The organism is Staphylococcus sp. CoH_129_LAB_1, assembly GCF_058191515.1.
On the sequence record NZ_JBXWKZ010000001.1, the window covers coordinates 125057 to 146223 of the forward strand.

Annotated in this window: 35 protein-coding genes and 1 tRNA gene; 5 read left to right on the top strand and 31 right to left on the bottom strand. The window is 32.9% G+C overall.

What is annotated here, in order from left to right; translation table 11 throughout:
* The 19 genes from AC2FB1_RS00615 to AC2FB1_RS00705 all read right to left on the bottom strand — a co-directional run bounded on the left by AC2FB1_RS00615 (nt 1) and on the right by AC2FB1_RS00705 (nt 7940).
* Nucleotides 1-447 carry a DUF3310 domain-containing protein gene (locus tag AC2FB1_RS00615; protein WP_490673350.1) on the bottom strand — a complete coding sequence of 149 codons (447 nt, stop codon included), beginning with the start codon at nt 445-447 and terminating at the stop codon, nt 1-3.
* 4 nt (nt 448-451) lie between these two features.
* Nucleotides 452-709 carry a hypothetical protein gene (locus tag AC2FB1_RS00620; protein WP_490673351.1) on the bottom strand — a complete coding sequence of 86 codons (258 nt, stop codon included), beginning with the start codon at nt 707-709 and terminating at the stop codon, nt 452-454.
* 16 nt (nt 710-725) lie between these two features.
* The gene (locus tag AC2FB1_RS00625; RefSeq protein ID WP_490673352.1) at nt 726-920 is read right to left on the bottom strand and encodes a hypothetical protein; all 195 of its coding nucleotides are present in this window, start codon (nt 918-920) and stop codon (nt 726-728) included.
* A 4-nt stretch (nt 921-924) separates the two neighbouring features.
* Nucleotides 925-1098, bottom strand: coding sequence for a hypothetical protein (locus tag AC2FB1_RS00630; protein ID WP_490673353.1), 174 nt, complete (start codon nt 1096-1098; stop codon nt 925-927).
* Nucleotides 1098-1508, bottom strand: a complete 411-nt coding sequence (locus AC2FB1_RS00635; protein WP_490673354.1) for a hypothetical protein — start codon at nt 1506-1508, stop codon at nt 1098-1100. Before AC2FB1_RS00635 ends, AC2FB1_RS00630 begins: the two co-directional genes overlap by 1 nt.
* Nucleotides 1495-1911, bottom strand: coding sequence for a DUF1064 domain-containing protein (locus AC2FB1_RS00640; RefSeq protein WP_490673389.1), 417 nt, complete (start codon nt 1909-1911; stop codon nt 1495-1497). The genes AC2FB1_RS00635 and AC2FB1_RS00640 overlap by 14 nt, the downstream gene beginning before the upstream one ends.
* Nucleotides 1912-1915: 4 nt before the next feature.
* Complete coding sequence (locus AC2FB1_RS00645) at nt 1916-2161, bottom strand: DUF3269 family protein (RefSeq protein ID WP_490673355.1); 246 nt, start codon at nt 2159-2161, stop codon at nt 1916-1918.
* The gene (locus tag AC2FB1_RS00650; RefSeq protein WP_490673356.1) at nt 2136-2360 is read right to left on the bottom strand and encodes a hypothetical protein; all 225 of its coding nucleotides are present in this window, start codon (nt 2358-2360) and stop codon (nt 2136-2138) included. Before AC2FB1_RS00650 ends, AC2FB1_RS00645 begins: the two co-directional genes overlap by 26 nt.
* On the bottom strand, nt 2357-3592 hold the full coding sequence (locus AC2FB1_RS00655; protein WP_490673357.1) for a DnaB helicase C-terminal domain-containing protein: 1236 nt from the start codon (nt 3590-3592) through the stop codon (nt 2357-2359). Before AC2FB1_RS00655 ends, AC2FB1_RS00650 begins: the two co-directional genes overlap by 4 nt.
* Nucleotides 3585-3944: a replicative helicase loader/inhibitor gene (locus AC2FB1_RS00660; RefSeq protein ID WP_049417241.1), complete on the bottom strand. Its 360-nt coding sequence runs from the start codon at nt 3942-3944 to the stop codon at nt 3585-3587. Before AC2FB1_RS00660 ends, AC2FB1_RS00655 begins: the two co-directional genes overlap by 8 nt.
* The gene (locus AC2FB1_RS00665) at nt 3941-4678 is read right to left on the bottom strand and encodes a DnaD domain protein (protein ID WP_490673358.1); all 738 of its coding nucleotides are present in this window, start codon (nt 4676-4678) and stop codon (nt 3941-3943) included. Before AC2FB1_RS00665 ends, AC2FB1_RS00660 begins: the two co-directional genes overlap by 4 nt.
* Complete coding sequence (locus AC2FB1_RS00670; RefSeq protein WP_490673359.1) at nt 4675-5346, bottom strand: putative HNHc nuclease; 672 nt, start codon at nt 5344-5346, stop codon at nt 4675-4677. Before AC2FB1_RS00670 ends, AC2FB1_RS00665 begins: the two co-directional genes overlap by 4 nt.
* On the bottom strand, nt 5347-5898 hold the full coding sequence (locus AC2FB1_RS00675; RefSeq protein ID WP_490673360.1) for an NUMOD4 domain-containing protein: 552 nt from the start codon (nt 5896-5898) through the stop codon (nt 5347-5349).
* An 11-nt stretch (nt 5899-5909) separates the two neighbouring features.
* On the bottom strand, nt 5910-6320 hold the full coding sequence (locus AC2FB1_RS00680) for a single-stranded DNA-binding protein (RefSeq protein WP_490673361.1): 411 nt from the start codon (nt 6318-6320) through the stop codon (nt 5910-5912).
* A complete protein-coding gene (locus AC2FB1_RS00685) occupies nt 6313-6939 on the bottom strand; it encodes a Sak single strand annealing protein (protein ID WP_490673362.1) in 627 nt (208 codons plus the stop codon). Before AC2FB1_RS00685 ends, AC2FB1_RS00680 begins: the two co-directional genes overlap by 8 nt.
* Nucleotides 6932-7159: a DUF2483 family protein gene (locus AC2FB1_RS00690; protein WP_490673363.1), complete on the bottom strand. Its 228-nt coding sequence runs from the start codon at nt 7157-7159 to the stop codon at nt 6932-6934. The genes AC2FB1_RS00685 and AC2FB1_RS00690 overlap by 8 nt, the downstream gene beginning before the upstream one ends.
* Nucleotides 7131-7373 (bottom strand): hypothetical protein, encoded by a 243-nt coding sequence (locus AC2FB1_RS00695; protein ID WP_490673364.1) that lies wholly within the window; start codon nt 7371-7373, stop codon nt 7131-7133. Before AC2FB1_RS00695 ends, AC2FB1_RS00690 begins: the two co-directional genes overlap by 29 nt.
* 77 nt (nt 7374-7450) lie before the next feature.
* Nucleotides 7451-7621 (bottom strand): hypothetical protein, encoded by a 171-nt coding sequence (locus AC2FB1_RS00700; RefSeq protein ID WP_490673365.1) that lies wholly within the window; start codon nt 7619-7621, stop codon nt 7451-7453.
* A 4-nt stretch (nt 7622-7625) separates the two neighbouring features.
* Nucleotides 7626-7940: a DUF771 domain-containing protein gene (locus AC2FB1_RS00705; RefSeq protein WP_490673366.1), complete on the bottom strand. Its 315-nt coding sequence runs from the start codon at nt 7938-7940 to the stop codon at nt 7626-7628.
* A 58-nt stretch (nt 7941-7998) separates the two neighbouring features.
* Here AC2FB1_RS00705 and AC2FB1_RS00710 point away from each other — a divergent pair, with 58 nt between their 5' ends.
* Nucleotides 7999-8229 carry a hypothetical protein gene (locus tag AC2FB1_RS00710; RefSeq protein ID WP_490673390.1) on the top strand — a complete coding sequence of 77 codons (231 nt, stop codon included), beginning with the start codon at nt 7999-8001 and terminating at the stop codon, nt 8227-8229.
* Here AC2FB1_RS00710 and AC2FB1_RS00715 read toward each other — a convergent pair.
* The 3 genes from AC2FB1_RS00715 to AC2FB1_RS00725 all read right to left on the bottom strand — a co-directional run bounded on the left by AC2FB1_RS00715 (nt 8156) and on the right by AC2FB1_RS00725 (nt 9529).
* Nucleotides 8156-8350, bottom strand: a complete 195-nt coding sequence (locus tag AC2FB1_RS00715) for a hypothetical protein (RefSeq protein WP_490673367.1) — start codon at nt 8348-8350, stop codon at nt 8156-8158. The genes AC2FB1_RS00710 and AC2FB1_RS00715 overlap by 74 nt on opposite strands.
* Before the next feature lie 12 nt (nt 8351-8362).
* Nucleotides 8363-9139: a Rha family transcriptional regulator gene (locus AC2FB1_RS00720; RefSeq protein WP_490673368.1), complete on the bottom strand. Its 777-nt coding sequence runs from the start codon at nt 9137-9139 to the stop codon at nt 8363-8365.
* Nucleotides 9140-9283: 144 nt separating this feature from the next.
* Nucleotides 9284-9529 carry a helix-turn-helix domain-containing protein gene (locus AC2FB1_RS00725; protein WP_490673369.1) on the bottom strand — a complete coding sequence of 82 codons (246 nt, stop codon included), beginning with the start codon at nt 9527-9529 and terminating at the stop codon, nt 9284-9286.
* Between the two features lie 178 nt (nt 9530-9707).
* Here AC2FB1_RS00725 and AC2FB1_RS00730 point away from each other — a divergent pair, with 178 nt between their 5' ends.
* From AC2FB1_RS00730 to AC2FB1_RS00745, 4 genes are read left to right on the top strand one after another with little or no spacing between them, the layout of a single operon-like run.
* Nucleotides 9708-10043 carry a helix-turn-helix domain-containing protein gene (locus tag AC2FB1_RS00730; RefSeq protein ID WP_049420376.1) on the top strand — a complete coding sequence of 112 codons (336 nt, stop codon included), beginning with the start codon at nt 9708-9710 and terminating at the stop codon, nt 10041-10043.
* A gap of 12 nt (nt 10044-10055) precedes the next feature.
* Nucleotides 10056-10517 (top strand): ImmA/IrrE family metallo-endopeptidase, encoded by a 462-nt coding sequence (locus AC2FB1_RS00735; RefSeq protein WP_490673370.1) that lies wholly within the window; start codon nt 10056-10058, stop codon nt 10515-10517.
* A 16-nt stretch (nt 10518-10533) separates the two neighbouring features.
* Nucleotides 10534-11547: a DUF5067 domain-containing protein gene (locus AC2FB1_RS00740; protein WP_490673371.1), complete on the top strand. Its 1014-nt coding sequence runs from the start codon at nt 10534-10536 to the stop codon at nt 11545-11547.
* 56 nt (nt 11548-11603) lie between these two features.
* Nucleotides 11604-12629, top strand: coding sequence for a tyrosine-type recombinase/integrase (locus tag AC2FB1_RS00745; protein ID WP_490673372.1), 1026 nt, complete (start codon nt 11604-11606; stop codon nt 12627-12629).
* A 131-nt stretch (nt 12630-12760) separates the two neighbouring features.
* On the opposite strand, the gene AC2FB1_RS00750 is transcribed toward AC2FB1_RS00745, so the two are convergent.
* The 9 genes from AC2FB1_RS00750 to trxA form a co-directional block, all read right to left on the bottom strand.
* A tRNA-Arg gene (locus tag AC2FB1_RS00750) sits at nt 12761-12834 on the bottom strand.
* Nucleotides 12835-13060: 226 nt separating this feature from the next.
* Nucleotides 13061-13573, bottom strand: coding sequence for a YfcE family phosphodiesterase (locus AC2FB1_RS00755; RefSeq protein ID WP_490673373.1), 513 nt, complete (start codon nt 13571-13573; stop codon nt 13061-13063).
* On the bottom strand, nt 13573-14154 hold the full coding sequence (locus AC2FB1_RS00760; RefSeq protein WP_490673374.1) for an XTP/dITP diphosphatase: 582 nt from the start codon (nt 14152-14154) through the stop codon (nt 13573-13575). Before AC2FB1_RS00760 ends, AC2FB1_RS00755 begins: the two co-directional genes overlap by 1 nt.
* 24 nt (nt 14155-14178) lie before the next feature.
* The gene (racE, locus tag AC2FB1_RS00765; protein WP_490673375.1) at nt 14179-14976 is read right to left on the bottom strand and encodes a glutamate racemase; all 798 of its coding nucleotides are present in this window, start codon (nt 14974-14976) and stop codon (nt 14179-14181) included.
* Between the two features lie 174 nt (nt 14977-15150).
* Nucleotides 15151-16008 (bottom strand): succinate dehydrogenase iron-sulfur subunit, encoded by an 858-nt coding sequence (gene sdhB, locus AC2FB1_RS00770; protein ID WP_490673376.1) that lies wholly within the window; start codon nt 16006-16008, stop codon nt 15151-15153.
* Nucleotides 16008-17774 carry a succinate dehydrogenase flavoprotein subunit gene (gene sdhA / locus AC2FB1_RS00775; protein WP_490673377.1) on the bottom strand — a complete coding sequence of 589 codons (1767 nt, stop codon included), beginning with the start codon at nt 17772-17774 and terminating at the stop codon, nt 16008-16010. The genes sdhB and sdhA overlap by 1 nt, the downstream gene beginning before the upstream one ends.
* 80 nt (nt 17775-17854) lie before the next feature.
* On the bottom strand, nt 17855-18469 hold the full coding sequence (locus tag AC2FB1_RS00780) for a succinate dehydrogenase cytochrome b558 subunit (RefSeq protein WP_490673378.1): 615 nt from the start codon (nt 18467-18469) through the stop codon (nt 17855-17857).
* A gap of 421 nt (nt 18470-18890) precedes the next feature.
* Nucleotides 18891-20675, bottom strand: a complete 1785-nt coding sequence (uvrC, locus tag AC2FB1_RS00785) for an excinuclease ABC subunit UvrC (RefSeq protein WP_490673379.1) — start codon at nt 20673-20675, stop codon at nt 18891-18893.
* A 96-nt stretch (nt 20676-20771) separates the two neighbouring features.
* A complete protein-coding gene (trxA, locus tag AC2FB1_RS00790; protein WP_070718777.1) occupies nt 20772-21086 on the bottom strand; it encodes a thioredoxin in 315 nt (104 codons plus the stop codon).
* Nucleotides 21087-21167 lie beyond the last annotated feature (81 nt).

The window sequence follows — 21167 nt, forward strand, 5'->3', positions numbered from 1 at the left end:
TTACCCCTCCAATACTTCGATAAATCTATTCGCATATTCTTTTAACTTTTGCTGATCCTGTAAGTCATTCTCTTTTCTACCTGTTCTAAGTGCATAACGTAATTGAGTGAACTTCATTGCACCTCTAAATTCTTCTTCGGTAAATTGTTGCTTACAAAATTCAATTAAGTCGATACCTTCATCGCTTGTATAATGATTAGGTTCTTTAACCATATCCACCTTACGAGTGAAAGGCTCTTTCACTCTGATAAAGTCATCGTTATCAGTTATCGTAAATGTACGTCCTGCTTGATTTTCCACTTCTGCTTTCCAAATTGTTTTTAATCTTTTTTCTTCTGCATACACACGATTAACGATAGCTGTCTGAAAAGCGCTAAACTTTTTATTAGCACATTGGAACTGCACTATGTCATTTTTGTTGAGTTCTACTATTCTCAAATTTTCCATTCGCCTATCCCCTTACCTTTGGAAATATGTCATTCTCTGCTAAGTATCTAAACCACTTACTACTCACTCTGTGCTTTTTAACTAACGCCTCTGATCGTTTCGCTCTTGCAATACGTTGCTCACGTCTTTTACGTTTTAACTCTCTTTCGAATGATGCTCTGATGTGCATAAGTTCGTTGTATTCTTTCTCGCTTAAAGCACCATATCTTTCCTTGTTGCTTAATCTTTGTTCTCTGTTAATTAATTCGTTATCATTAATCATCAATTATCCCCTCCGATTATATTTCTCCTAGTTCAATTTCAACGGGAACCTTGCCTTCACCATAGACAAGTTCCCAACCTCTTAATTTTTGCTTGTAGTATCTTCTACGAACTGTTCCATCTCCAACATCAAAATACTTATATACGTCACATAGTCGGTATTTCTGACCACCAATATTTACATTTGGAATATTTTTATATCTGTCGTACATACGATCACTTCCAATGCTCATAACGAAAATCTACATCTTTAATGTCGATATCGTCGAAAATTTCTTCTGGACTTTTCTTAGCTTTTTCAATCGTGTATTCCATTTCTTCATCTGTTTCTTTAGTTGCTGGTAATTCAATCGTGCCTCTGATAACTACTTCAGCTTTGATTGTTGCCATTACTCATCACCTACCAATTCGTCATCTTTCCAGATGAGTGTCAATGTCATGTCTTCATTAACTAAATATAAACATTTAGTGTTAAAGTAATTCGGTTTATGTTCCATAATGTTATTGATACTAGCAGATTTATGAATAACGGAAAAAATTGGTCCTGGAGTATGCGTATCATTATATATCTCTAATACAGTGTCTAGTTTTGTGTCCTCTGTAATCTCTTCTTCAATTTCTACTGTGAAAGTTTCATCTTTACCAATTGAATGCTCTACAGACACTGTTTGTACCATGTCAAAATACACAGAACCTCCGTCAATATTGCTATAAAATGCTTTTTCTTTAACTCCATTCTTCCAAGCCCACTCAATTAATTCTGGTAATGTCATTTCTACTTTTCGTTTAATCTTTACCATTACTCATCTTCTCCTTTTTACGCTTCCTGCGTGCTTTAATTAGTTCTTCATACGTTATCCACTCAAGCCCTGTATATTTAGGTGCTTTGCATATCCATGTAAGCTTGATTTTCGGATATTTATGTCTAAACATTTTCGCTTTCAACTTCGCTACTTCTGTTGGCATTCCTTTTACGTCTATTACTTCGACCAACACATCATCTTTGAATAGTGCAAAGTCTGCGATGTATTCTGTTTTACGTTGCTTATCTACTTTAGGTATTAATTCGTACTTAGGTTGCAATTCGATACGATCATATCCGTTACCTAAGTTACGTTCTAAATATTGGTAGTAGTCGCATTCGACTTTGCTATCGAACACGACACCTTTGTATTGGATTTTTTTAGCATTATATTTACTCACGTTGTCACTCCCATAGAAAATCATCTATTGTTGTTTGATGCTTTAGTTCTTCTCGTCTGAACAGTTTATGTTTACGTTTCATCTCAGCTAATTCTTCTTTTGTCACATACTGCTTAAAATATTTATCTGCCATTCCACCTAAGTTGGTTAAGTAGAAAGTGCCATCATCTCTAGGTAGCACTCTCAACATTTTCCAACCGTCACTTTCAAATAAGTCGTAGGCATTAGGTTGATTTTCGATAAGTCCCATCACTTTGCCTCCACTTCGTATCTTTTTCAATAATGTTTAGCACTTTCTCATAATCATCGAATGGCGATATCTTTTTCTCTTCCAGCAAGCGATTGATAGCCCGACCAACTTCAATCAGTAACGTTCCGATAAGTTGATCGTTTCTATAATCTTGTCGGTACATTTTTCCGAGTAGTTTTTTATATTCGATAACCGTCATGTCATAAACCTTTGTGTACGTTTATAGTATTCAAATTCGATGACACCTGTTTCTCCGTCTTTATTCTTTGCAATATTACATTCGACAATCGACTTACCAAGTTCATCTTCTTCATCTTGGTTGTAGTAATCTTCTCGGTATAAAAGCATGGCCAAACTTGCGTCAGCTTCGATGCCCCCTGCTTCTTTCATGTCAGACAACATAGGTCGTTTATCATTTCGACTTTCTACACCACGACTAAGTTGTGAAAGTAATACGATGATTGCACCAGTTTCGTTTGCTATGATTTTCAAATCACGACTTATTTTTTCAATACCGTTTCTACGGTCTAATTTGCTATCTGTTTGCATTAATTGAAGATAGTCGATGAATATGACCTGTTGCTTATCTTTGTTCTTCATGGCTTGCTTACGGACTTCCTGAGTGCTTACATTACTTTGTGAATTGACATCTATCTCAAGTTTTAATATTTCGCTTGCACCTTTGGTTAATTTTGTTAAATCGTCATAGGTTAAATCAGCTTTTTGCTTAATACGTTTTAATTCAATACCAGTAATGGTTGATAACATCCGTTCTAAAATAGCTACACCTGTTGTTTCTAAACTGAATAGCGATGTCTTATAGCCTTGTTTAGCGATATTAAGCATCATTTGAAGTGCAAATCCTGTTTTACCTACTGAAGGTCGTGCAGCGATTACAACTAACTGTGTAGGCTCTAAACCACCTATTTTGTAGTCCATTAGTGGATAGCCTGTCTTAATCACTTTCTTAGGTTCATCGCTATACAGTTCTTCTACAAACTCATCAACGATTTTCTTTGTACTTGTTTCATCTGTTGCGCTAATCATTGATACTTCATTTAAGTCAGCAAGCATTGTTTCAAATGACTTTATACTTTGTGTTTGGTTAAACTCGTTAATAACTTCATTCGCTTGTGATATCTGATAGGCTTCTAATAAGTTTTGTTGGTAACGTTCAAATATGCCATAGCCGATAAAATCTGAATTGTAGAGTTTTTGTATTGTGTCGAAGTCTAAGAAGTTTTTATTCTTCGATGTTTCTAGGAATATTTCTTGATGATCTACCTTACCGACTTCAAACACATATTCCATAAACGCTCTGAAATCGTCGTAATAGAACATATAAGGTCTAACACGTAGCTTTTCGATAAGTTCAGGTTTTTTGAGTAAACTTGCAATAATCGTACTTTCAATATCTCTACGTTCATTCATAGCTGTTCACCTCAAACTTTCTTAGCTGTTCTTTAAATTCATCGAGTAACTTTTTTCTTGCAGCTACATATTCAGGATCATTCTTCATTTTCCAATGATGTTCTTTCACATCTTCTGGCTCTTCTTCATATTCCAATTTCTTAGGTGCTTTTCTCATGATTTTAGGTAAGTTAGGTGGATATGAGTTGCCACTGTTAATGTAGTTTTTAACCGTTTTAAGCGTTGGTTCATAATCACCGTTTTCACTTAATACGTCTATCCATGTTTCTAATTTAGGAGTATCGAATTCCATATTATAAATACGTCTGACTTTATCTATAATTTCGAATGCTTGTTGTTTAGTCATACTCATTCGTTAACACCTAATTTCTCTTTCATTGCTGCAAATACATCTTCGGTCTCATTAGATCTCTTTTTCTTAGGTGTCACTTTAGCTAGTGCTTTCTCTTTAGTATCTACACCTTCGTTATTCCAGTTTCTTAATACTTTAATTAGGTAGTTAATACCTTTCTTGTTTTGTTTGCAGTAGTTAATAGCTATTGTTGTTATTTCTAGTTTGTTTCCTTTAATAAGATTGAGTTCATCTTCTAACTCCTGTACTTTTAAAGGACTTTGTATCATTTCTAATTTATTACTAACTAACTGAAAGATTTGTGACGTGTCACTGTCACTCTTACTATTGTTATTCTTATTATTGTTCTTCTTAATACTGTTATTCTTAGTACCTACATTTTGTCCGTGTACGTTTTGTCCGTGTACGTTTCGTACGCGTACGAATTGACCGTGTACGAAATGATGATTAATTGTATATATCGTTTTACTAAAACCGTTGTTTGTTCTTTCTCGTGTTTTACTAATGATGTTTTTATCTAAAAGTTCTTTACGGTGCTTATAGAAACGTTTTTCACTTATGTTCAATTCATGACATATTAGTCCGATACTAGGAAAAGCTGTATCTTTACCTCCAGCATAAGAAGATAAATAACTGTAAATTGCTTTTGCTTCAATGCTTAGTTCTTTATCTTTCAAAACTTCTTTATAGACAGTTCCATAACCACCAGTTATATCTATTAGTCTGTCGCTCATGAAGTCACTCCTTTCAGCATTTTGTTTAGTCGTTCATCCACATCCACCCAGCTGTCTGTTAAGTGGTACTTTTGATTGAATGTGTCCATTCCTATTTGGTGCTGTTCGTTGTGATGAGTTCTGCATAACGCTAATACTTGATTTCCAAAGTGGTTAATTTTCGTTCTATCTCTGCCACGTCCTACTGCAAATCTATGTGCTAAGTCAGAATGTGATTTGCCACAGATAACGCAGTTGCGATTAACCGTTGACCAATATAGAAATGCTTTGTCATTTTTAAGTAAATCGCTTGTTTTATAGTTAAGTGGGATATTGTTATGAAAGACCCAGTCAAGAATGACCTCTATTAATTGTCTAGCTTGTTCTCTTGAACAATTACTTAATGACAAACGTTTATCATAGCCATTTAGAAACGTTAAATAATCTTGGAACATTTCTCTCATATATTCTCTTGGTTGCCCCGTATAAGCCTCTATATCGTTACATAGAGCAAACACTTTTCGGCGCTGCTTATCAGTGATTAGGAATGGATCAATTGCTTTAACTTCACACTCAACTTCTAGTCCGTTGTCGAGTAATAACGATGTTTTATTGTCTATATCTACACCCTCAATGACAACGGTAGTTGTACCGTCATCTTGAGTAATGTAATTTTTAATAATTGGCATTTATATCAACTTCTCGACTTTGTATTTATTGCCATCTGTATCCGTTAACTTCGAACAGTTGTTTTTCAATCGGCCACTTACATATCCGTGATTGCGACCTAAAAACTTACTAGCTCTACTCATACTGATAAATTCATATTCAACACCTATTTGATTAATTAATTTCACTTTCATGTTTGTCGTCATAAGACCAGTTTCAAAAGCATGTTTGTTATTTTCTAAATGATTACACCATTCTAAATTCTCAACATTATTATTTTTAGGGTTACCATCAATATGATTAATACAATCTTTACCTTTGATAGTTGGAATAAAAGTAAGACCTACCAATCTATGAACTAAAAAATCTTTAGGCTTCCCGTTCTTCCAAAGTGTTACTCTTGCATCTCTACCGTTAGGTGTTTTGTCTTTTAAGTAACGTTGTTTCCAATGTCTCCATTTTTTATAGCGTTTTGACCAACTAACTTTATCTTTATGAGTTCTTACTCGTCCTTTGGTACTTATTTCGTAGATACCTTCATAACCAACCACATCTTTCCAAATTTCAGTCATTTAATCACATCCTAAAAAGGGAGATCATCCGAAATATCGTTGTCATCATTTGCAAACGGGTTATTGCCTGCTGGTGCTTGTCCTCGTTGTTTAGATTGATTGTTTTGTTGATTACTACCTTTGCTATCTAAGAATTCAATTCTGTTAGCGATCACTCGTACTACTGAATGATTGTGTCCTTCTTTATCTTGAAATCTATCTTGTTTCAAGTTGCCTTCAATTAAGATTTTGCTACCTTTACCACAATAGTTATTAAGTAGTTGTGCAGTTTTACCAAACGCTACAATGTCAAAGAATGAAGTATCATCTCTTTTGAATGGGTTATCTACTGCTACTGAGAAATTAGTCACTTGAGTTTGCCCTGCTTGTTTTAGTTCTAAGTCTTTAGTGATACGACCTGTTAAAATTGTTAAATTAGTCATTGCCATTCTCCTTATCCAACTGTTTTAGTCCTGCATCTAATTTTTGATGTGCTACTGCAATATCTTTTTTAGTAACTTTGTTAATGTTTTGAATACCTAACCAACGCATTGTTTTATCTAACGTTGCGTCTCTACCTTTTTCTTGTGATAGCGTTATAAACTGATTAATACGATCTTCTAATTCAGTAATATCGTTATCACTTGCGCTTGGCACTTCTTCGCCGTTGTAGATATATAAACCTAGTCCATGAAGTGCGGCAGCTTTCACAAAACAACGTTTCTGTGCTTTGTTAATATCAAATGTTGTTGCGCTACCTTTAGCTAACGACTTGTTTCTAAAGTCCAATACTGGTAACCATTCTGTCTCTGTATGACCTTTGACTGTAACTGATACTTGTACGAAGTATCCTTCTGGTGTAGACAGGTAGGGTACAAAATAATCATCTCTAGCTACATCAGGGTGTGGAAATTCGTGAGTTTTAATAGTGTATTCAGGATCAATCTTTTTTAATTCTTGATGAGCATATGACCAAGCTAGATAAGTAAGCCCGTTTTTCTTTTCTACATGGTCGTTTACATCTTTTTGGTTAAGTTGATTAAATAATGTCTGTTCAGTCATCAAGTTCTACCTCCTTATATTCAGTTGTTTCTGTTACTACTTTTTTGATTGCTGCATGTTGTGTCATGTCTATTGAAGTTTTATCTAACCCGTCAAACTCTCTCGCTCTACGTTTATCTCTTGTGTATTCTGTATCTTCGGGAGTATTAGGTCTGTTTCTGATATATAAGTCGTAAGGTGCATCTTTCAGCTTAATTAGGTAAGTGACTGTTTCTTTCACGTTCATGCACCTCCGTACATTCGACTATTGATTGTGCGTTCTTATCTGCTCTAGTGTTTGCTGATTGGTACATTGTTGACCAGTATCGGATATCTTTCATTAAGTCATCGATAATTTCATCTTTTAATGCTATTCGTTGTTTAAGTGTTCTATTTTCGATTGCAAGCATTGAAAGTTCGATTGCGTTCTTTTGATTTATATTTAGTTCTTGCACGGTTTATCCTCCCGTTGTATGATTGAGTTGAAATTCATTTTATTAGTGTTCGACTGTTTGCTATTTGCCGATAGCATTCAGTCTTTTATTTTGTAGTAATATTCGCTGAAGAATATGTGCGTTATCATTCCAGCTAGTATTCCTAAACCTAGTGCTTGTGCAATGAACACTCCACATATCATTAAAAACGTGAATAATACTAGCGTCATTGTTCCAGCAATTGATAATGATTTATCTTCGTTAGTCATCTTTTTATTCCTTTCTATGAATTTCTTCGAAATGTTCATCAATGAAATCATTCATCTTTCTAGCATTAATATGCCAACGGTTATAATCTTCATTTGGATAATGAACAATTCCTTTTTCTTTGAATATCTTCATGAATTTAGGTCGAAATAATAATTTCTTTTTAATTGTTTCGTCAGAAGATATTTTCATTTTTCGTTTTAATTCTTCTAAACTCCAAATTGGATCAAGTGAATTATTAACAAGTTCCTGATACTCTTCTTTCGTAATTACAACGTGTGTTTCAGGAATTGGTACTGTAACGTTGATTGTTTGAACCATAAGGCTTACTTCCTTTCGTGTATAATATGGTTATCCTTTAAAGAAAGGGGTGTTGGATATGGATAAAACTGAGTTCGAAACCAAATTTCGTGCGATTGAAAATGAAGTTGACAGTGAGATTGATTCTTTAGATTTCCAAGATAAGTTAAATAATCACATCGAAGAAAATTACTCTAGTTATTCTGAAGAAACAAAAGATGTTTTCTACCATTTACTTAATTCTCAATATCGTTCTGAACGGCTTTTGGAAGAGAGTTTAAAAACCTTCTTGTCTGTTGATACTGATTAGCTCGCGATTTAGATAAAGACACATCAATCGTTTTTGGTTTTAAATAGCTTTCGATTTTTGTAACCTTCCACGTCACAACTGCCATTGTGATGAGGAGGGTTGTTTTGTATAAAAATTTCATGGTTATTCCTCCTTAAATTTCAAATTGACTTACGTCAACGCCATATTTGATTGCCATACTTTTAATTACTGATATATAAATTTCAATTAATCTCGGATCATCATTTATTACATCCAACTTTGATAATTTATTGATTTGTGTTTTTGTAGCACCATTAGCTAGCATTTTTCCTTTTCTGTTTTGCATGCGAACTTTTAAGTTGCAGCGACCTTTTTCTTCAAGTGCTGTATATGCTTCTGATTTAATTTTCTTGTGCATATCTCCACCACCTAAATGTTGAGCAATGGCTGATAGTATTTTGTTTGTATCATTACGCCAGTTTTTCGTTTCTATACCTACGATATTTCTGATACCTGTTACTTCATTTTCGATACGTTGATTAAATGCTTGTTGTTCTTCTTGTATTTGTACGAACATCTTTATTGCTTCTAATTGACTTGTTGGTGTACTGATTTGTGCTTGTTGTTTAATGTGTTCGTCCATTTTGTGAAATGCATCTACATACATTGCTGTGAACAGTACACCTTTTGAACCTGTCATTTTGTTTGCTACCATGTCACAACCTTTTTTAGTAAGTAAGTAGTGTTTATAAGTTTGATTATTTCCACCAATATAAGTAGATTCTTCAAAATAATTAGCAGGGTCCAAATTTGGACTTTGCAAAATTACACTTTTATAATTTTCGATATCTCTTATTAAATGTTTATGTTCCTTATTAACCATTTCTGCTACTTCTCGACTGTCTATATAAAATTCATTATTTTGTTCTACTACTTGTAAATCTTGCACCTTTTAATTCCTCCTTCTTCTTTTCAACGCCCACATTCAACGTACAGTCTTGGCAATGACCTAATAATTTATTATGGCGTGGCTCATATCGTCGCTCACTCTCGCTCTTATACGCTCAATGTGAGCGTTGAAATCGTCATTTAATTAACTAATTACTTTTTCCTTACGTCTCAATTTTGAGACATTAGGGTTAAAAAAATAATCATCCATACTAATATCTAAAACATCACAAATAGCACTAGCTTCATCAATCGTGAAATTACTCTTATTTTTATTGATTTTCTGACTAAATCTCGCTGGTGTCATTCCAATCATATCAGCCACTTCTTTATGCGAATATTTACTTTCATCAATAAAATTTCTGAGTTTTTGATAACGCTTAGTATTCAATTTTCTCTCACCTCTTTCGTCTCATTTATGAGATTACACTAAGAACTATACACGCTTATTTTTTTAGTGTCAACAAATAAATTTCATTTTTGAGAAATAAATTTGTAAAATGCGTTGCATTTTTGGGAACAAACTTATATAATAAGTTTGTAAATTACAAATCAAGGAGAAAAAAACAATGACAAAATTTTCGGATAACCTTTCTAACCTTAGAAAAGCTAATAATTATTCTCTAAAAGAATTGAGTGACAGATTAAATTCAAAGTACAACGTTAAGTTCTCTAAAGCATCAATTGATAGATGGGAAAAAGGAACAACAAGTCCTTCTATGGAACATGCTAGTGCTTTGTCTGATTTCTTTGGAGTATCTTTAGATGAATTAAGCGGTCGTGAGGAATTAGTGGTTGAAGAAAAACCTAATCATTTAGCAGCACATCTTGATGGTGATTTAACAGATGCAGAATGGCAAGAAATTCTTGATTATGCTGAATACATAAGAAGTAAAAGAAAATAAAGGGTGTTTTATGTGGGGAAATATGAGGATATGTTAATTGAACATGACTATATTGAAGTCATTGAATGTGATAACTTACCTAAAAGGTTATCTGGTTTATGGCTTGGGGATATGATTTTAATTAATCGTAATCTGGCTATCACTTCCAAACTTGAAACACTTGCAGAGGAACTTGCTCATAACGAACTTACATATGGAAATATAGTTGATCAAAGTAATTTTAATCATAGAAAATTTGAAGGTTATGCACGTAAATTAGCCTACGAAAAGTTAGTCCCTCTCAAAGATATTGTAAAAGCATTTTTGCAAGGTATTCATAACTTATATGAACTTGCTAATTTTTTTGAAGTTACAGAGAGTTTTGTCCTACAAAGTATTGCGCATTATAAACAAAAATATGGTTATTCCACTCGATACGGTAAATACGTTATTCAGTTTGAGCCATTACGAGTGTTTGAATATAAAGATATATAGTAAAGGAGAAATGCATATGAAAAAGTTTTTAGCTTTAATCTTTAGCAGTGCTTTAATTCTAGGCGCTTGCGGTAATAATGACGATAATAATTCAGATGGTAAAAAATCTAATAATACTGAAACTAAATCAGTTAATGAAAATAAACCACAGTTCGCAAATAACACTCTAGTTATTGATCAAGCAGTATTAAAAATTGATGATACTTTTATTCTTAACGACAAAGATTCAGGAGATAAGTTATTAGCTTTCAAGTATCATGTTAAAAACAAATCAGATAGTGAAGATATAACTTCAATGAATGTATGGTTTGCTTGCTTTGAAGCAACTCAAGATAGCGATAATACTGTAAATAAATTAGATGTAGGTATTACTCCAACGACTGGTAAACTTGGAAAGTGGAATGAACATAGCACTGATACTATTAAAAAAGGTAAAACTGCAAAAGGTATCATGACTTATAAATTACAAAATGATGAAGATGTAGTTTTAAAAGCTACAAAAGGTGCCGATGGTAAAAAATTAGGTACTAAAACAATTAAGTTAGATGACTTAAAATCTGAAGATTATTCAGTAACAGAAGATTTAACAGATAGCAGTAATAATAACGATAAAGTTATAGATGATAATAAAGAACATAACGATAGCAAAAATCAAACAGTAGCAAAGTCGAATGATGAAAATGCTAATTCTACAAAAGAAACAACAAACAATAATGATACGAATAAAAACGATGATAATTCTAAGACGTTAAATGACAATGGACAAAAAGAAGTGGCCGTTTCTACTCAAAATACAGAAGAACCATCTAGCGTACCTGCACCAAATCAACCAAACAACAATACGTCTAACCAATCGCAACAAGCTGATAATGGACCTTCAAGACAACAATATGAAGAAGCACAAGCATTTACTAAAGATGTTAAAGAAAACCCAGATAATTACGGTGGTATTGGTGGTGGTCCAGCTTTAACATCAGATGCGGGAGAAAGTTATGATCAATACAAACAAAGAGTGCAAGAAACAGAATAAATTTTAGGGTAGTCCGCCTACCCTTATTATTTTTTTACTTTTTTTGAGGTGATTATATGAAAACACGTTGTTATGACGGTAAAAAATGGCAGTATGAATTTAAATACGAAGGTAAAAGGTATCGTAAAAAAGGGTTTAGAACAAAACGTGAAGCTGATGCTGCTGGACTAGAAAGAATGAGTGAATTAAAAAATGGCATTGACTATCAACCTAACTTAACATTGAATGAATATTTTAAAACGTGGTGTGAAACGTTCAAATTATCCACTGTAAGCCCTAGAACGTACAAGTCGTATGCTTCAGCTATAAAACATATAAGCGAACATAGTATCGGTAAAAAGCCTTTAAAAGACATTTCTAGGTATCACTATCAAAATTTTATAAATGATTTCTCTAAATCTCATTCTAAAGAATCAATCAGAAAATTAAACGGTTATATTAGAACGTCATTAGATGATGCAGTGTATGAAGGTTTAATAACTAAAAACCCTACATTCAAAGTGAATTATAGAGCAAGTAACCCAAATAAAAGTGAAGATAGTAAATTTATTAACCTAGAAGATTATGAGAAATTAAAACAATATCTAAAAACTAAAGATAATGCTTCTTCATTAGTTTTATATATTATGATTTGTACAGGTTGTCGTGTTAGTGGTGCATTAAATTTAAAAAGAGAGTATCTCAATCAAGTTAAAAATGAAATATATATAGATGAACACAAAACAGACTCATCTCCTAGATATGTTGAAGTAAGTAAAGACGATATGAAATTTATCATACAATCAGTTTCAAAGTTACCAGCAACGATTGACGGTAGTGTTTTTGGCAATTTAACTATCAATGCGGTTAATAAAAGATTAAAAGCATATTGTAATGATCTAGGAATAAAAGAGATAACTTCTCATGCGTTAAGACATACACATTGTTCTTATCTTTTAGCAAAAGGTGTTTCTATTTATTACATTTCAAAAAGATTAGGTCATAAAAATATTTCAGTTACAACGGATGTATATTCACATTTATTAGAAGAACAATATAAAGAAGAAAATCAAAAAGCAGTAGAAATAATCAACGCAATGTAGTTGGGGACTTGGGTCCCTGAAAAGTCCCTAAAAATTGATGGACTATGATATTCAATTAATAGGCAAAATAAAAAGAACGCCGTCATTACAGCGTTCTTGAAATAAAAATGTGCTTAATTAAAAGCTATTAGCGTCCTGGGAGGGATTCGAACCCCCGACCGATGGCTTAGAAGGCCATTGCTCTATCCAGCTGAGCTACCAGGACATTATTTTTTAACACAAGAATTATTATATCTAAAAAAATCTTATTTAGCAATAGCTTTAATAAAAAAAAAGTTTATATTTTCCACTAATTACGTATAATTGTTACCGTTCACTTACTTTCTTCATTTATATTTAGTCAAACTAACTACATTAAATATCTATCACTTATATTTAAAATTAAATAAGACTAGGACGCACGTCATCTTAGTCCTAGCCTCCTTTAATTATTAATTGATTTCAAATTCTATTGAGTGAATGACCTGATGATCTCTATTTCTAAAATTTAACGTAGCTTTTTTACTTTCATCCTCTATAAGTAATTCTGCATACGTTTCTTCTATGTTACTACGTGATTGCGAAATACTACCTGGATTTATAACATGCACGTCGCCTAATTTTTCATATTTAGCTACATGTGTGTGCCCATAAAAAGCAAGTTGGCAACCTAAAGAGTGTGCTTTTTCAGCTATACGCATACGTGTTTGATTCACACCATAAAGATGACCGTGAGTGTAAAATGCTTTAACATCATTCTTTTCAATGATTTCTTCATTTGGAAATTCAGGATAAAAGTCACAATTTCCTTTTACACGTTGATATAAGCTTAATTCGGTATCGTTATATTCAAATTCAGAATCTCCTAAATGTAAACATACATCAGCGTCTTTATGATAGTCATATAATTGATACAAAATTCCAGACTCTGTATGATTATCACTTACAATTAACCATTTAGACATTATTTTTCACGCTCCAAATATTCATTTAAAGCTTTAATTGCATTCCCACGATGACTCACATCGCTTTTTTCTTCTGTAGTTAATTCAGCCATTGTTTTTTTCTTTTCTGGAAGATAAAAAATAGGATCATACCCAAACCCGTTATCGCCTTCACGTTTTGTTGTAATTTCTCCTGAGACAGTTCCTTTGAACATACGTGTTGGTTCATTGGGAGCACTCATGCTAATGACGCATACAAACTGTGCTTTTCTATTTGTCTCGCCATCTAATTTTTGAAGTACTTTATCAATATTTGACTCATCATTTTTCTCGAGACCTGCATAACGTGCCGAATATACACCGGGCTCACCATTTAACGCATATACTTCTAAACCACTATCATCTGCTATTACTCTTTTATTGAGTGCTTTAGCTGCCGCTTCAGATTTTAATCGCGCATTTTCTTCAAAAGTTGTACCTGTTTCTTCAACATCAAAATCCTTTATAATTTCTGAAATGCCGATAACATTATCATTAGGAAAAATGGTTTTAAAATCATTTATTTTACCTTTATTATTAGAAGCTATAACAATATCTGACACTTAAATCTTCCTTTCTATTCTATTTTAATCTACTTTTATACGTTCAACTTCTACATCTAATTTTAACCATTGAGAAATGATATGTTTAATATGAACAGTATTACCTGTTGCAAAAAATCGATGTTTTGGATGTTGGGTATAGCTTGCATGTTCATTACTAAAAGTAAGCAAAGCACTTACTTCACGTGCAGTTTCCAGTCCAGAAGAAATAACTTTTTTATTTCCCCCAAAATAATCATTAATAGGTTTATATAATAACGGATAATGCGTACAGCCTAAAATAACAGTATCGGCATCTGTATTACGCCAATGTTTTAAAGTCTGATGTATGACAATACTAGTTATTGTAGGATCATCATAACGCATTTGTTCAACGAGTGGTACAAAACCTGGACATGCTACCCCATATACTTCGACATTTGGATTAATTCGTTTAATATGATGGCGGTAAGCTTCTGATTTAATCGTACCTTCAGTACCTAAAATCAAAACTTTTTGATTTTTTGTAGTCATAATAGCGGTCCTAGCACCGGGTTCAATAACTCCTATAACTGGAATTGGTAATAACTGTTGTAAATGTTCTAATGCCACTGCGGTTGCAGTGTTACAAGCAATGACTAACATTTTTATATCAAATTCCATTAGTTTATTAGCAAGTTGTGTTGTAAAGGCTTTAACTTCTTCTCCAAGTCTTGGACCATATGGACACCTTGCAATATCCCCTAAATAATATATTGTTTCATTAGGAAGTTGTCGCATGATTTCTTTAGCTACGGTTAGTCCTCCAACTCCAGAGTCTATGACGCCAATAGGTTTATTCATTTACATTCATCCTTATAATACATAATACTTTTATTTTACCATAGACAAACCTAATGATTCATTAATTGATATTATTAATCATTTTCATTTGGTTAAATGAACATTTATATTCATTGTGAACTATCCATTAAAAAAGCCAGCAAAGTTTTTACTTTGCTGGCAAATCAATCATATTTAATTAACTTGATGATCAGACCCAAAGAATGATTTGAACATATGGAAAGAAGTTTCACGGTTCATTGCTGCAATAGATGTTGTTAATGGAATACCTTTTGGACATGCGTTAACGCAGTTTTGTGAGTTACCACATTCTTGTAAACCACCCTCACCCATTAATGCATTTAAACGTTCATCTTTAGTCATGGCACCAGTTGGATGTAAATCAAATAAACGCACTTGTGAAATAGCCTGAGCACCAACAAATTTATTATTACGTGTCACATTGGGACATACTTCTAAACATACACCACATGTCATACATTTTGATAATTCATAGGCTGTTTGACGTTTCTTTTCTGGAATACGTGGACCTGGTCCTAAATCGTAAGTACCATCGATTGGAATCCAAGCTTTCATACGTTTTAAGTTATCAAACATTCTTGTACGATCAACTTGTAAATCACGAATAACCGGGAATGTACTCATAGGCTCTAAACGAATTGGTTGTTCTAATTGGTCGACAATAGCTGAGCATGCTTGACGAGCACGACCATTGATTACCATAGAACATGCCCCACATACTTCTTCTAAGCAGTTCATATCCCATACTACTGGCTTTGTTTTTTCACCTTTACTATTAACAGGGTTACGTCTGATTTCCATTAAACAAGCGATAACATTTAAATTCTCTTTATAAGGAATTTCAAATGTCTCTTCATAAGCTTTTGCTTCTTGATTATCTTGACGTTTAACAATTAATTTAATTGTTTTTTGCGTATTTTTTTCTTCTTTTTGTGTTGCATCTTGATTATGTTGTTTATCTGTATGACGTAATTCTTCTGGAGTTTCTTTTACTGATTGATTGTTAGCCATCATTTTTTACCTCCTTTAGATTTACTTGTATAGTCACGTTTACGTGGTGGAATTAAACTAATATCTACAGGCTCATAAGTGAATTTAGGCGCTTCATGTTTACCTTGATATTCAGCTAAAGTTGTTTTTAACCATTCATCGTCATTACGTTCTGGAAATTCTGGTTTATAGTGTGCTCCACGAGATTCATTTCGGTTATACGCCCCAATTGTTATTACACGTGCTAGCTGCAACATGTTCCATAATTGACGTGTAAAGAATACAGCTTGGTTACTCCAAGTTTGTGTATCTTCCATATCAATATTTTGATAACGTTCCATTAACTCAACAATTTTTTTATCTGTTTCTAATAATTTATCATTTTCACGTACTACTGTAACGTTAGCTGTCATTATTTCACCTAACTCGCGATGAAGTTTATAAGCATTTTCAGTACCACGCATATTAAGTAATTCATCGAAGCGTTTTTGTTCTTCATCTACGCGTTTTTGATAAATACTGTCATCTAACTCAGTATATGATGTTTCAATATTTTCAACGTATTTAATTGCATTTGGACCTGCCACAGTACCACCGTATATCGCTGATAATAATGAGTTAGCGCCTAAACGGTTACCACCATGTTGAGAGAAATCACATTCTCCTGCAGCAAATAAACCTTTAATTGTTGTCATTTGATCATAATCTACATATAAACCGCCCATTGAATAATGTACTGCTGGGAAGATTTTCATAGGTACTTTACGTGGATCATCGCCAGTGAATTTTTCATAAATCTCGATAATACCACCTAATTTAACATCTAATTCATGTGGATCTTTATGAGACAAATCAAGATACACCATGTTTTCACCATTAATACCTAGTTTTTGGTTGATACATACATCAAAGATTTCACGTGTTGCGATATCACGTGGTACTAAGTTACCATAATCAGGATACTTTTCTTCTAAGAAGTACCATGGTTTACCATCTTTATAGGTCCAAATTCGACCACCTTCACCACGTGCAGATTCACTCATTAAACGTAGTTTATCATCACCAGGAATTGCCGTAGGGTGTATTTGAATAAATTCACCATTTGCATATTTAGCGCCTTGTTGATATACGATAGATGCGGCTGATCCAGTATTAATCATTGAATTTGTTGTTTTACCAAAAATAATGCCAGGACCACCTGTAGCCATAATCACAGCATCAGAAGCGAAAGATTTAATTTCAGAAGTAGTTAAATTTTGAGCAACAATACCTCTTGCTGCATCTTCATCATCTTTAACTAATCCTAAAAATTCCCATCCCTCATATTTAGTAACCAAACCATCAACTTCAAAAGAACGAACTTGTTCATCTAGAGCGTAAAGTAATTGTTGCCCTGTTGTTGCCCCAGCATATGCAGTTCTATGATGAAGCGTACCTCCGAAACGTCTAAAGTCCAATAATCCTTCATTTGTTCTATTAAACATAACGCCCATACGGTCTAATAAATGGATAATTTTTGGTGCAGCTTCTGTCATTGCCTTGACTGGTGGTTGGTTTGCTAAGAAATCCCCACCATATACTGTATCGTCAAAATGAATCCATGGTGAATCTCCTTCACCTTTAGTATTTACCGCACCATTGATACCACCTTGGGCACATACAGAGTGCGAACGTTTAACAGGTACAATTGAGAATAAATCCACATGTGCACCTTGTTCTGCAGCTTTAATTGTTGACATTAGCCCCGCAAGGCCACCTCCGACAACAATAATTTTTTTCTCTGCCATAGAATTGTCACTCCCCTAAAATATATCTGAAACTAAACTATTTATTACTTTTATAACTTTTCTTTAATTACTCTCAAATTTTATGCAAAAGCTAAAATTGCAGTCACACCTATGTAAGAAAGAATTAAGAAAATAATTAATGAAACCCATGTGAAAATACGTTGTGATTTTTTAGATTGTAAAAATCCCCATGTTACTAAGAATGACCAAATACCATTAGAAAAATGGAAAATTACGGCAATGATACAAATAATGTACACAATAACCCAAATTGGATTTTGTAACGTTTGATGCATCATGTCATAACTGATTTCTTTGCCAAAGAAAAGTTTTTGTAAACGTGTTTGCCATAAATGTACAAAGATAAATATAAAAGCAATAATACCTGTTAATCTTTGTAACGCAAACATCCAGTTTCTAAATAATGAGTAATGGCCGATATTTTCTTTAGCAGTAAAAGCAATATGAATACCATATAATCCATGATATAAAATTGGAATGTAAATCAAAATAAGTTCAGTTGCCAATAAAAATGGTAGAGATTCCATAAAGCCTGCAGCTTTATTAAAAGCCTCAGCTCCTTGAGTCGCTTGGTGGTTAACCATTAAATGAACAATTAAAAATGCACCAATCGGAACAATCCCTAGTAATGAATGAAGACGTCTAAGATAGAATTCATTTTTAGACTTAGCCAAAAAGAGTCCCCCCTGTTATAAAACATATAATTTAAATAGCTTCTTTTTAAGATAGTAGTATATAAGTATTTACTATTTTATTTAGTACTCGTATGTATAAAAAACCACTATAATTATAATAAGTATAAATCTTCTGAATATCTAATAGGTCAGACAGTAACTTATTATTAGATTGAGTGTTAATACTTTTTATAACAACAAGTATGTCTTAAAAAAGTAAATACAACTAAAATCAAAACGAATAAATGAGATATGCAAGTATTACATTATAAGCATACAACTACTATCAAATGATAATATTTCTCATTTAGAAAACGCTTCCATACTTTCTTAAAAAAAGAAGCTGTTTGTTAACTTTATTGTAACATTCTTTCTATATTTATGGGGTATGAATTTCAAACTCATACCCCTTTTTTTGTAGTTAATCTTCTTTTAAAGCTGATTGTAGATTTTCAGCTACTTTTTTGGGTAATCCTGCAGCTTTTAAATCTTCTATATTAGCTTCTTTCATTTTTTTTATAGAGCCAAATGTTCTTAATAATTTTGTTTTTCGTTTACTTCCTATACCATCTACTGTATCAAGAACAGATTGTAATCCTGTTTTTTGTCGTGTTTGACGATGGAATGTTATCGCAAAACGATGCACTTCATCTTGGATTCTATGGAGTAAATAAAAGGCTTGACTATTTTTCTTTAGTGGTACAACTTCAGCATTTGAACCATATAATAATTCAGATGTTTGGTGTTTATCATTTTTCCTTAACCCAGCAACAGGAATATCTAAACCTAGTTCATTTTCTAGTACGTCTATGGTACCAGACATATGTCCTTTACCGCCATCAACAATAATAAGATCTGGTAATGGAAGTCCTTCATTAAGTACACGCGTATAACGACGGCGTACAACTTCTCTCATTGACTTATAATCGTCAGGTCCTTTCACAGTCTTAATCTTGTATTTACGATACCCTTTTTTATCCGGTTTACCATCCACAAACGTTACCATTGCTGAAACTGGATCAACACCTTGAATATTTGAATTATCAAATGCTTCGATTCTTATTGGCGTTTGAATTCCCATTCTTTCACCTAGTTCTTCAATAGCCTTTACCGTTCTAGATTCATCTTTAGCGATTAATTGGAATTTATTTTCTAGTGCAACTTCAGCATTATGATTAGCTAAATCAATCATTTCTTTTTTTGTTCCACGCGCAGGTTGGACAATTTTTGTATCAACTACAGAATGAATAATGTTTTTATCTAAGTTTTTTGGTACGTGTACTTCTTTAGGTAAAATATGTTGGTTTAAGCTGTAGAATTGCCCAATAAACGTATAAAATTCTTCTTCTTCTGTTTGTTGTAGAGGAATCATTGTTGCATCACGTTGAATCATGTTTCCTTGTCTAATAAAGAACACTTGAATACACATCCAACCTTTAGAAACGCTATATCCAAAAACATCTCTAATCGTATTATCTGAAGACATAATCTTTTGTTTTTTAGTTAAATTATGAATATGTTGAATTAAATCTCTATATTCTTTAGCACGTTCAAAATCTAATTTTTCACTAGCATCTAGCATACGTGTTTCGAGATTATGAAGAATTGTTTTATCTTCTCCATTTAAAAAATCAGTAATTTCACGCGTCATTTGTGCATATTTTTGTTGATCTACATCATACACACATGGTCCCATACACTGACCAATATGATAATATAGACATAATTTATCTGGCATATTGTCACATTTTCTAAAAGGATAAATACGGTCTAATAATTTTTTAGTTTCCTGTGCTGAATACGCATTAGGATAAGGTCCGAAATATTTTCCTGTACCTTTTTTTACTGTACGAGTCACAAGTAAACGAGGATGTTTTTCTTTAGTAATTTTAATAAAAGGATAACTTTTATCATCTTTTAATAAAATATTATAGCGAGGTTGATATTGCTTAATCAAATTTAACTCAAGTAATAATGACTCTGTTTCACTTGAAGTTACAATAAATTCAAAGTTACGAATTTCACTAACAAGACGTGTCGTTTTTGCATCATGTGCCCCAGTAAAATAAGAGCGCAATCGATTTCTTAAACGTTTTGCTTTACCTACATAAATAATTTGATCGTTTCGATCTTTCATTAAATAACATCCTGGTTCAAATGGGACGACACTTAATTTATCTCTAATGTTGTCTTGGTAGTCGGCCATCCGTCTCCTCCCTCCTATTATTTTGAAGTCCACATAAAAAAGACGGAGCGATTACATTAAATGTAATGCCCCATTCTTTTATAATTGTACTTAATATTATAGATGTTTATCTAAAACTTCTGCTAAGTTTTCTTTAGGTTGGAAACCTACTATTTTATCTACTGCTTCTCCATCTTTAAATACGATTAAAGTTGGAATACTCATTACTTCAAATTTAGCAGCTGTAGATGGGTTTTCATCTACATCTAATTTTAAGATATCTGCTTTACCATCATAGTCTCCAGCTAATTCTTCTAATACAGGCGCGATCATTTTACAAGGGCCACACCAAGTTGCCCAAAAATCTACTAATTTAACACCTGATTGAATGTTTTCATCAAAATTTGAATCTGTAACTTTTACGATTGCCATAATTGCCAATCCTCCTTAAATATTGAATGATGAGCAAATTATAACAGACTTTCTATATATCTGCATTGCTCTTGCTCATCT

What these genes read in the sequence shown, in the direction of transcription:
- AC2FB1_RS00615 (WP_490673350.1), bottom strand. Translation starts at nt 447, where the DNA reads ATGGAAAATTTGAGAATAGTAGAACTCAACAAAAATGACATAGTGCAG.
- AC2FB1_RS00620 (WP_490673351.1), bottom strand. Translation starts at nt 709, where the DNA reads ATGATTAATGATAACGAATTAATTAACAGAGAACAAAGATTAAGCAAC.
- AC2FB1_RS00625 (WP_490673352.1), bottom strand. Translation starts at nt 920, where the DNA reads ATGTACGACAGATATAAAAATATTCCAAATGTAAATATTGGTGGTCAG.
- AC2FB1_RS00630 (WP_490673353.1), bottom strand. Translation starts at nt 1,098, where the DNA reads ATGGCAACAATCAAAGCTGAAGTAGTTATCAGAGGCACGATTGAATTA.
- AC2FB1_RS00635 (WP_490673354.1), bottom strand. Translation starts at nt 1,508, where the DNA reads ATGGTAAAGATTAAACGAAAAGTAGAAATGACATTACCAGAATTAATT.
- AC2FB1_RS00645 (WP_490673355.1), bottom strand. Translation starts at nt 2,161, where the DNA reads ATGGGACTTATCGAAAATCAACCTAATGCCTACGACTTATTTGAAAGT.
- AC2FB1_RS00650 (WP_490673356.1), bottom strand. Translation starts at nt 2,360, where the DNA reads ATGACGGTTATCGAATATAAAAAACTACTCGGAAAAATGTACCGACAA.
- AC2FB1_RS00655 (WP_490673357.1), bottom strand. Translation starts at nt 3,592, where the DNA reads ATGAATGAACGTAGAGATATTGAAAGTACGATTATTGCAAGTTTACTC.
- AC2FB1_RS00660 (WP_049417241.1), bottom strand. Translation starts at nt 3,944, where the DNA reads ATGAGTATGACTAAACAACAAGCATTCGAAATTATAGATAAAGTCAGA.
- AC2FB1_RS00665 (WP_490673358.1), bottom strand. Translation starts at nt 4,678, where the DNA reads ATGAGCGACAGACTAATAGATATAACTGGTGGTTATGGAACTGTCTAT.
- AC2FB1_RS00670 (WP_490673359.1), bottom strand. Translation starts at nt 5,346, where the DNA reads ATGCCAATTATTAAAAATTACATTACTCAAGATGACGGTACAACTACC.
- AC2FB1_RS00675 (WP_490673360.1), bottom strand. Translation starts at nt 5,898, where the DNA reads ATGACTGAAATTTGGAAAGATGTGGTTGGTTATGAAGGTATCTACGAA.
- AC2FB1_RS00680 (WP_490673361.1), bottom strand. Translation starts at nt 6,320, where the DNA reads ATGACTAATTTAACAATTTTAACAGGTCGTATCACTAAAGACTTAGAA.
- AC2FB1_RS00685 (WP_490673362.1), bottom strand. Translation starts at nt 6,939, where the DNA reads ATGACTGAACAGACATTATTTAATCAACTTAACCAAAAAGATGTAAAC.
- AC2FB1_RS00700 (WP_490673365.1), bottom strand. Translation starts at nt 7,621, where the DNA reads ATGACTAACGAAGATAAATCATTATCAATTGCTGGAACAATGACGCTA.
- AC2FB1_RS00705 (WP_490673366.1), bottom strand. Translation starts at nt 7,940, where the DNA reads ATGGTTCAAACAATCAACGTTACAGTACCAATTCCTGAAACACACGTT.
- AC2FB1_RS00710 (WP_490673390.1), top strand. Translation starts at nt 7,999, where the DNA reads ATGGATAAAACTGAGTTCGAAACCAAATTTCGTGCGATTGAAAATGAA.
- AC2FB1_RS00715 (WP_490673367.1), bottom strand. Translation starts at nt 8,350, where the DNA reads ATGAAATTTTTATACAAAACAACCCTCCTCATCACAATGGCAGTTGTG.
- AC2FB1_RS00730 (WP_049420376.1), top strand. Translation starts at nt 9,708, where the DNA reads ATGACAAAATTTTCGGATAACCTTTCTAACCTTAGAAAAGCTAATAAT.
- AC2FB1_RS00740 (WP_490673371.1), top strand. Translation starts at nt 10,534, where the DNA reads ATGAAAAAGTTTTTAGCTTTAATCTTTAGCAGTGCTTTAATTCTAGGC.
- AC2FB1_RS00745 (WP_490673372.1), top strand. Translation starts at nt 11,604, where the DNA reads ATGAAAACACGTTGTTATGACGGTAAAAAATGGCAGTATGAATTTAAA.
- AC2FB1_RS00755 (WP_490673373.1), bottom strand. Translation starts at nt 13,573, where the DNA reads ATGTCTAAATGGTTAATTGTAAGTGATAATCATACAGAGTCTGGAATT.
- racE (WP_490673375.1), bottom strand. Translation starts at nt 14,976, where the DNA reads ATGAATAAACCTATTGGCGTCATAGACTCTGGAGTTGGAGGACTAACC.
- sdhB (WP_490673376.1), bottom strand. Translation starts at nt 16,008, where the DNA reads ATGGCTAACAATCAATCAGTAAAAGAAACTCCAGAAGAATTACGTCAT.
- sdhA (WP_490673377.1), bottom strand. Translation starts at nt 17,774, where the DNA reads ATGGCAGAGAAAAAAATTATTGTTGTCGGAGGTGGCCTTGCGGGGCTA.
- uvrC (WP_490673379.1), bottom strand. Translation starts at nt 20,675, where the DNA reads ATGGCCGACTACCAAGACAACATTAGAGATAAATTAAGTGTCGTCCCA.
- trxA (WP_070718777.1), bottom strand. Translation starts at nt 21,086, where the DNA reads ATGGCAATCGTAAAAGTTACAGATTCAAATTTTGATGAAAACATTCAA.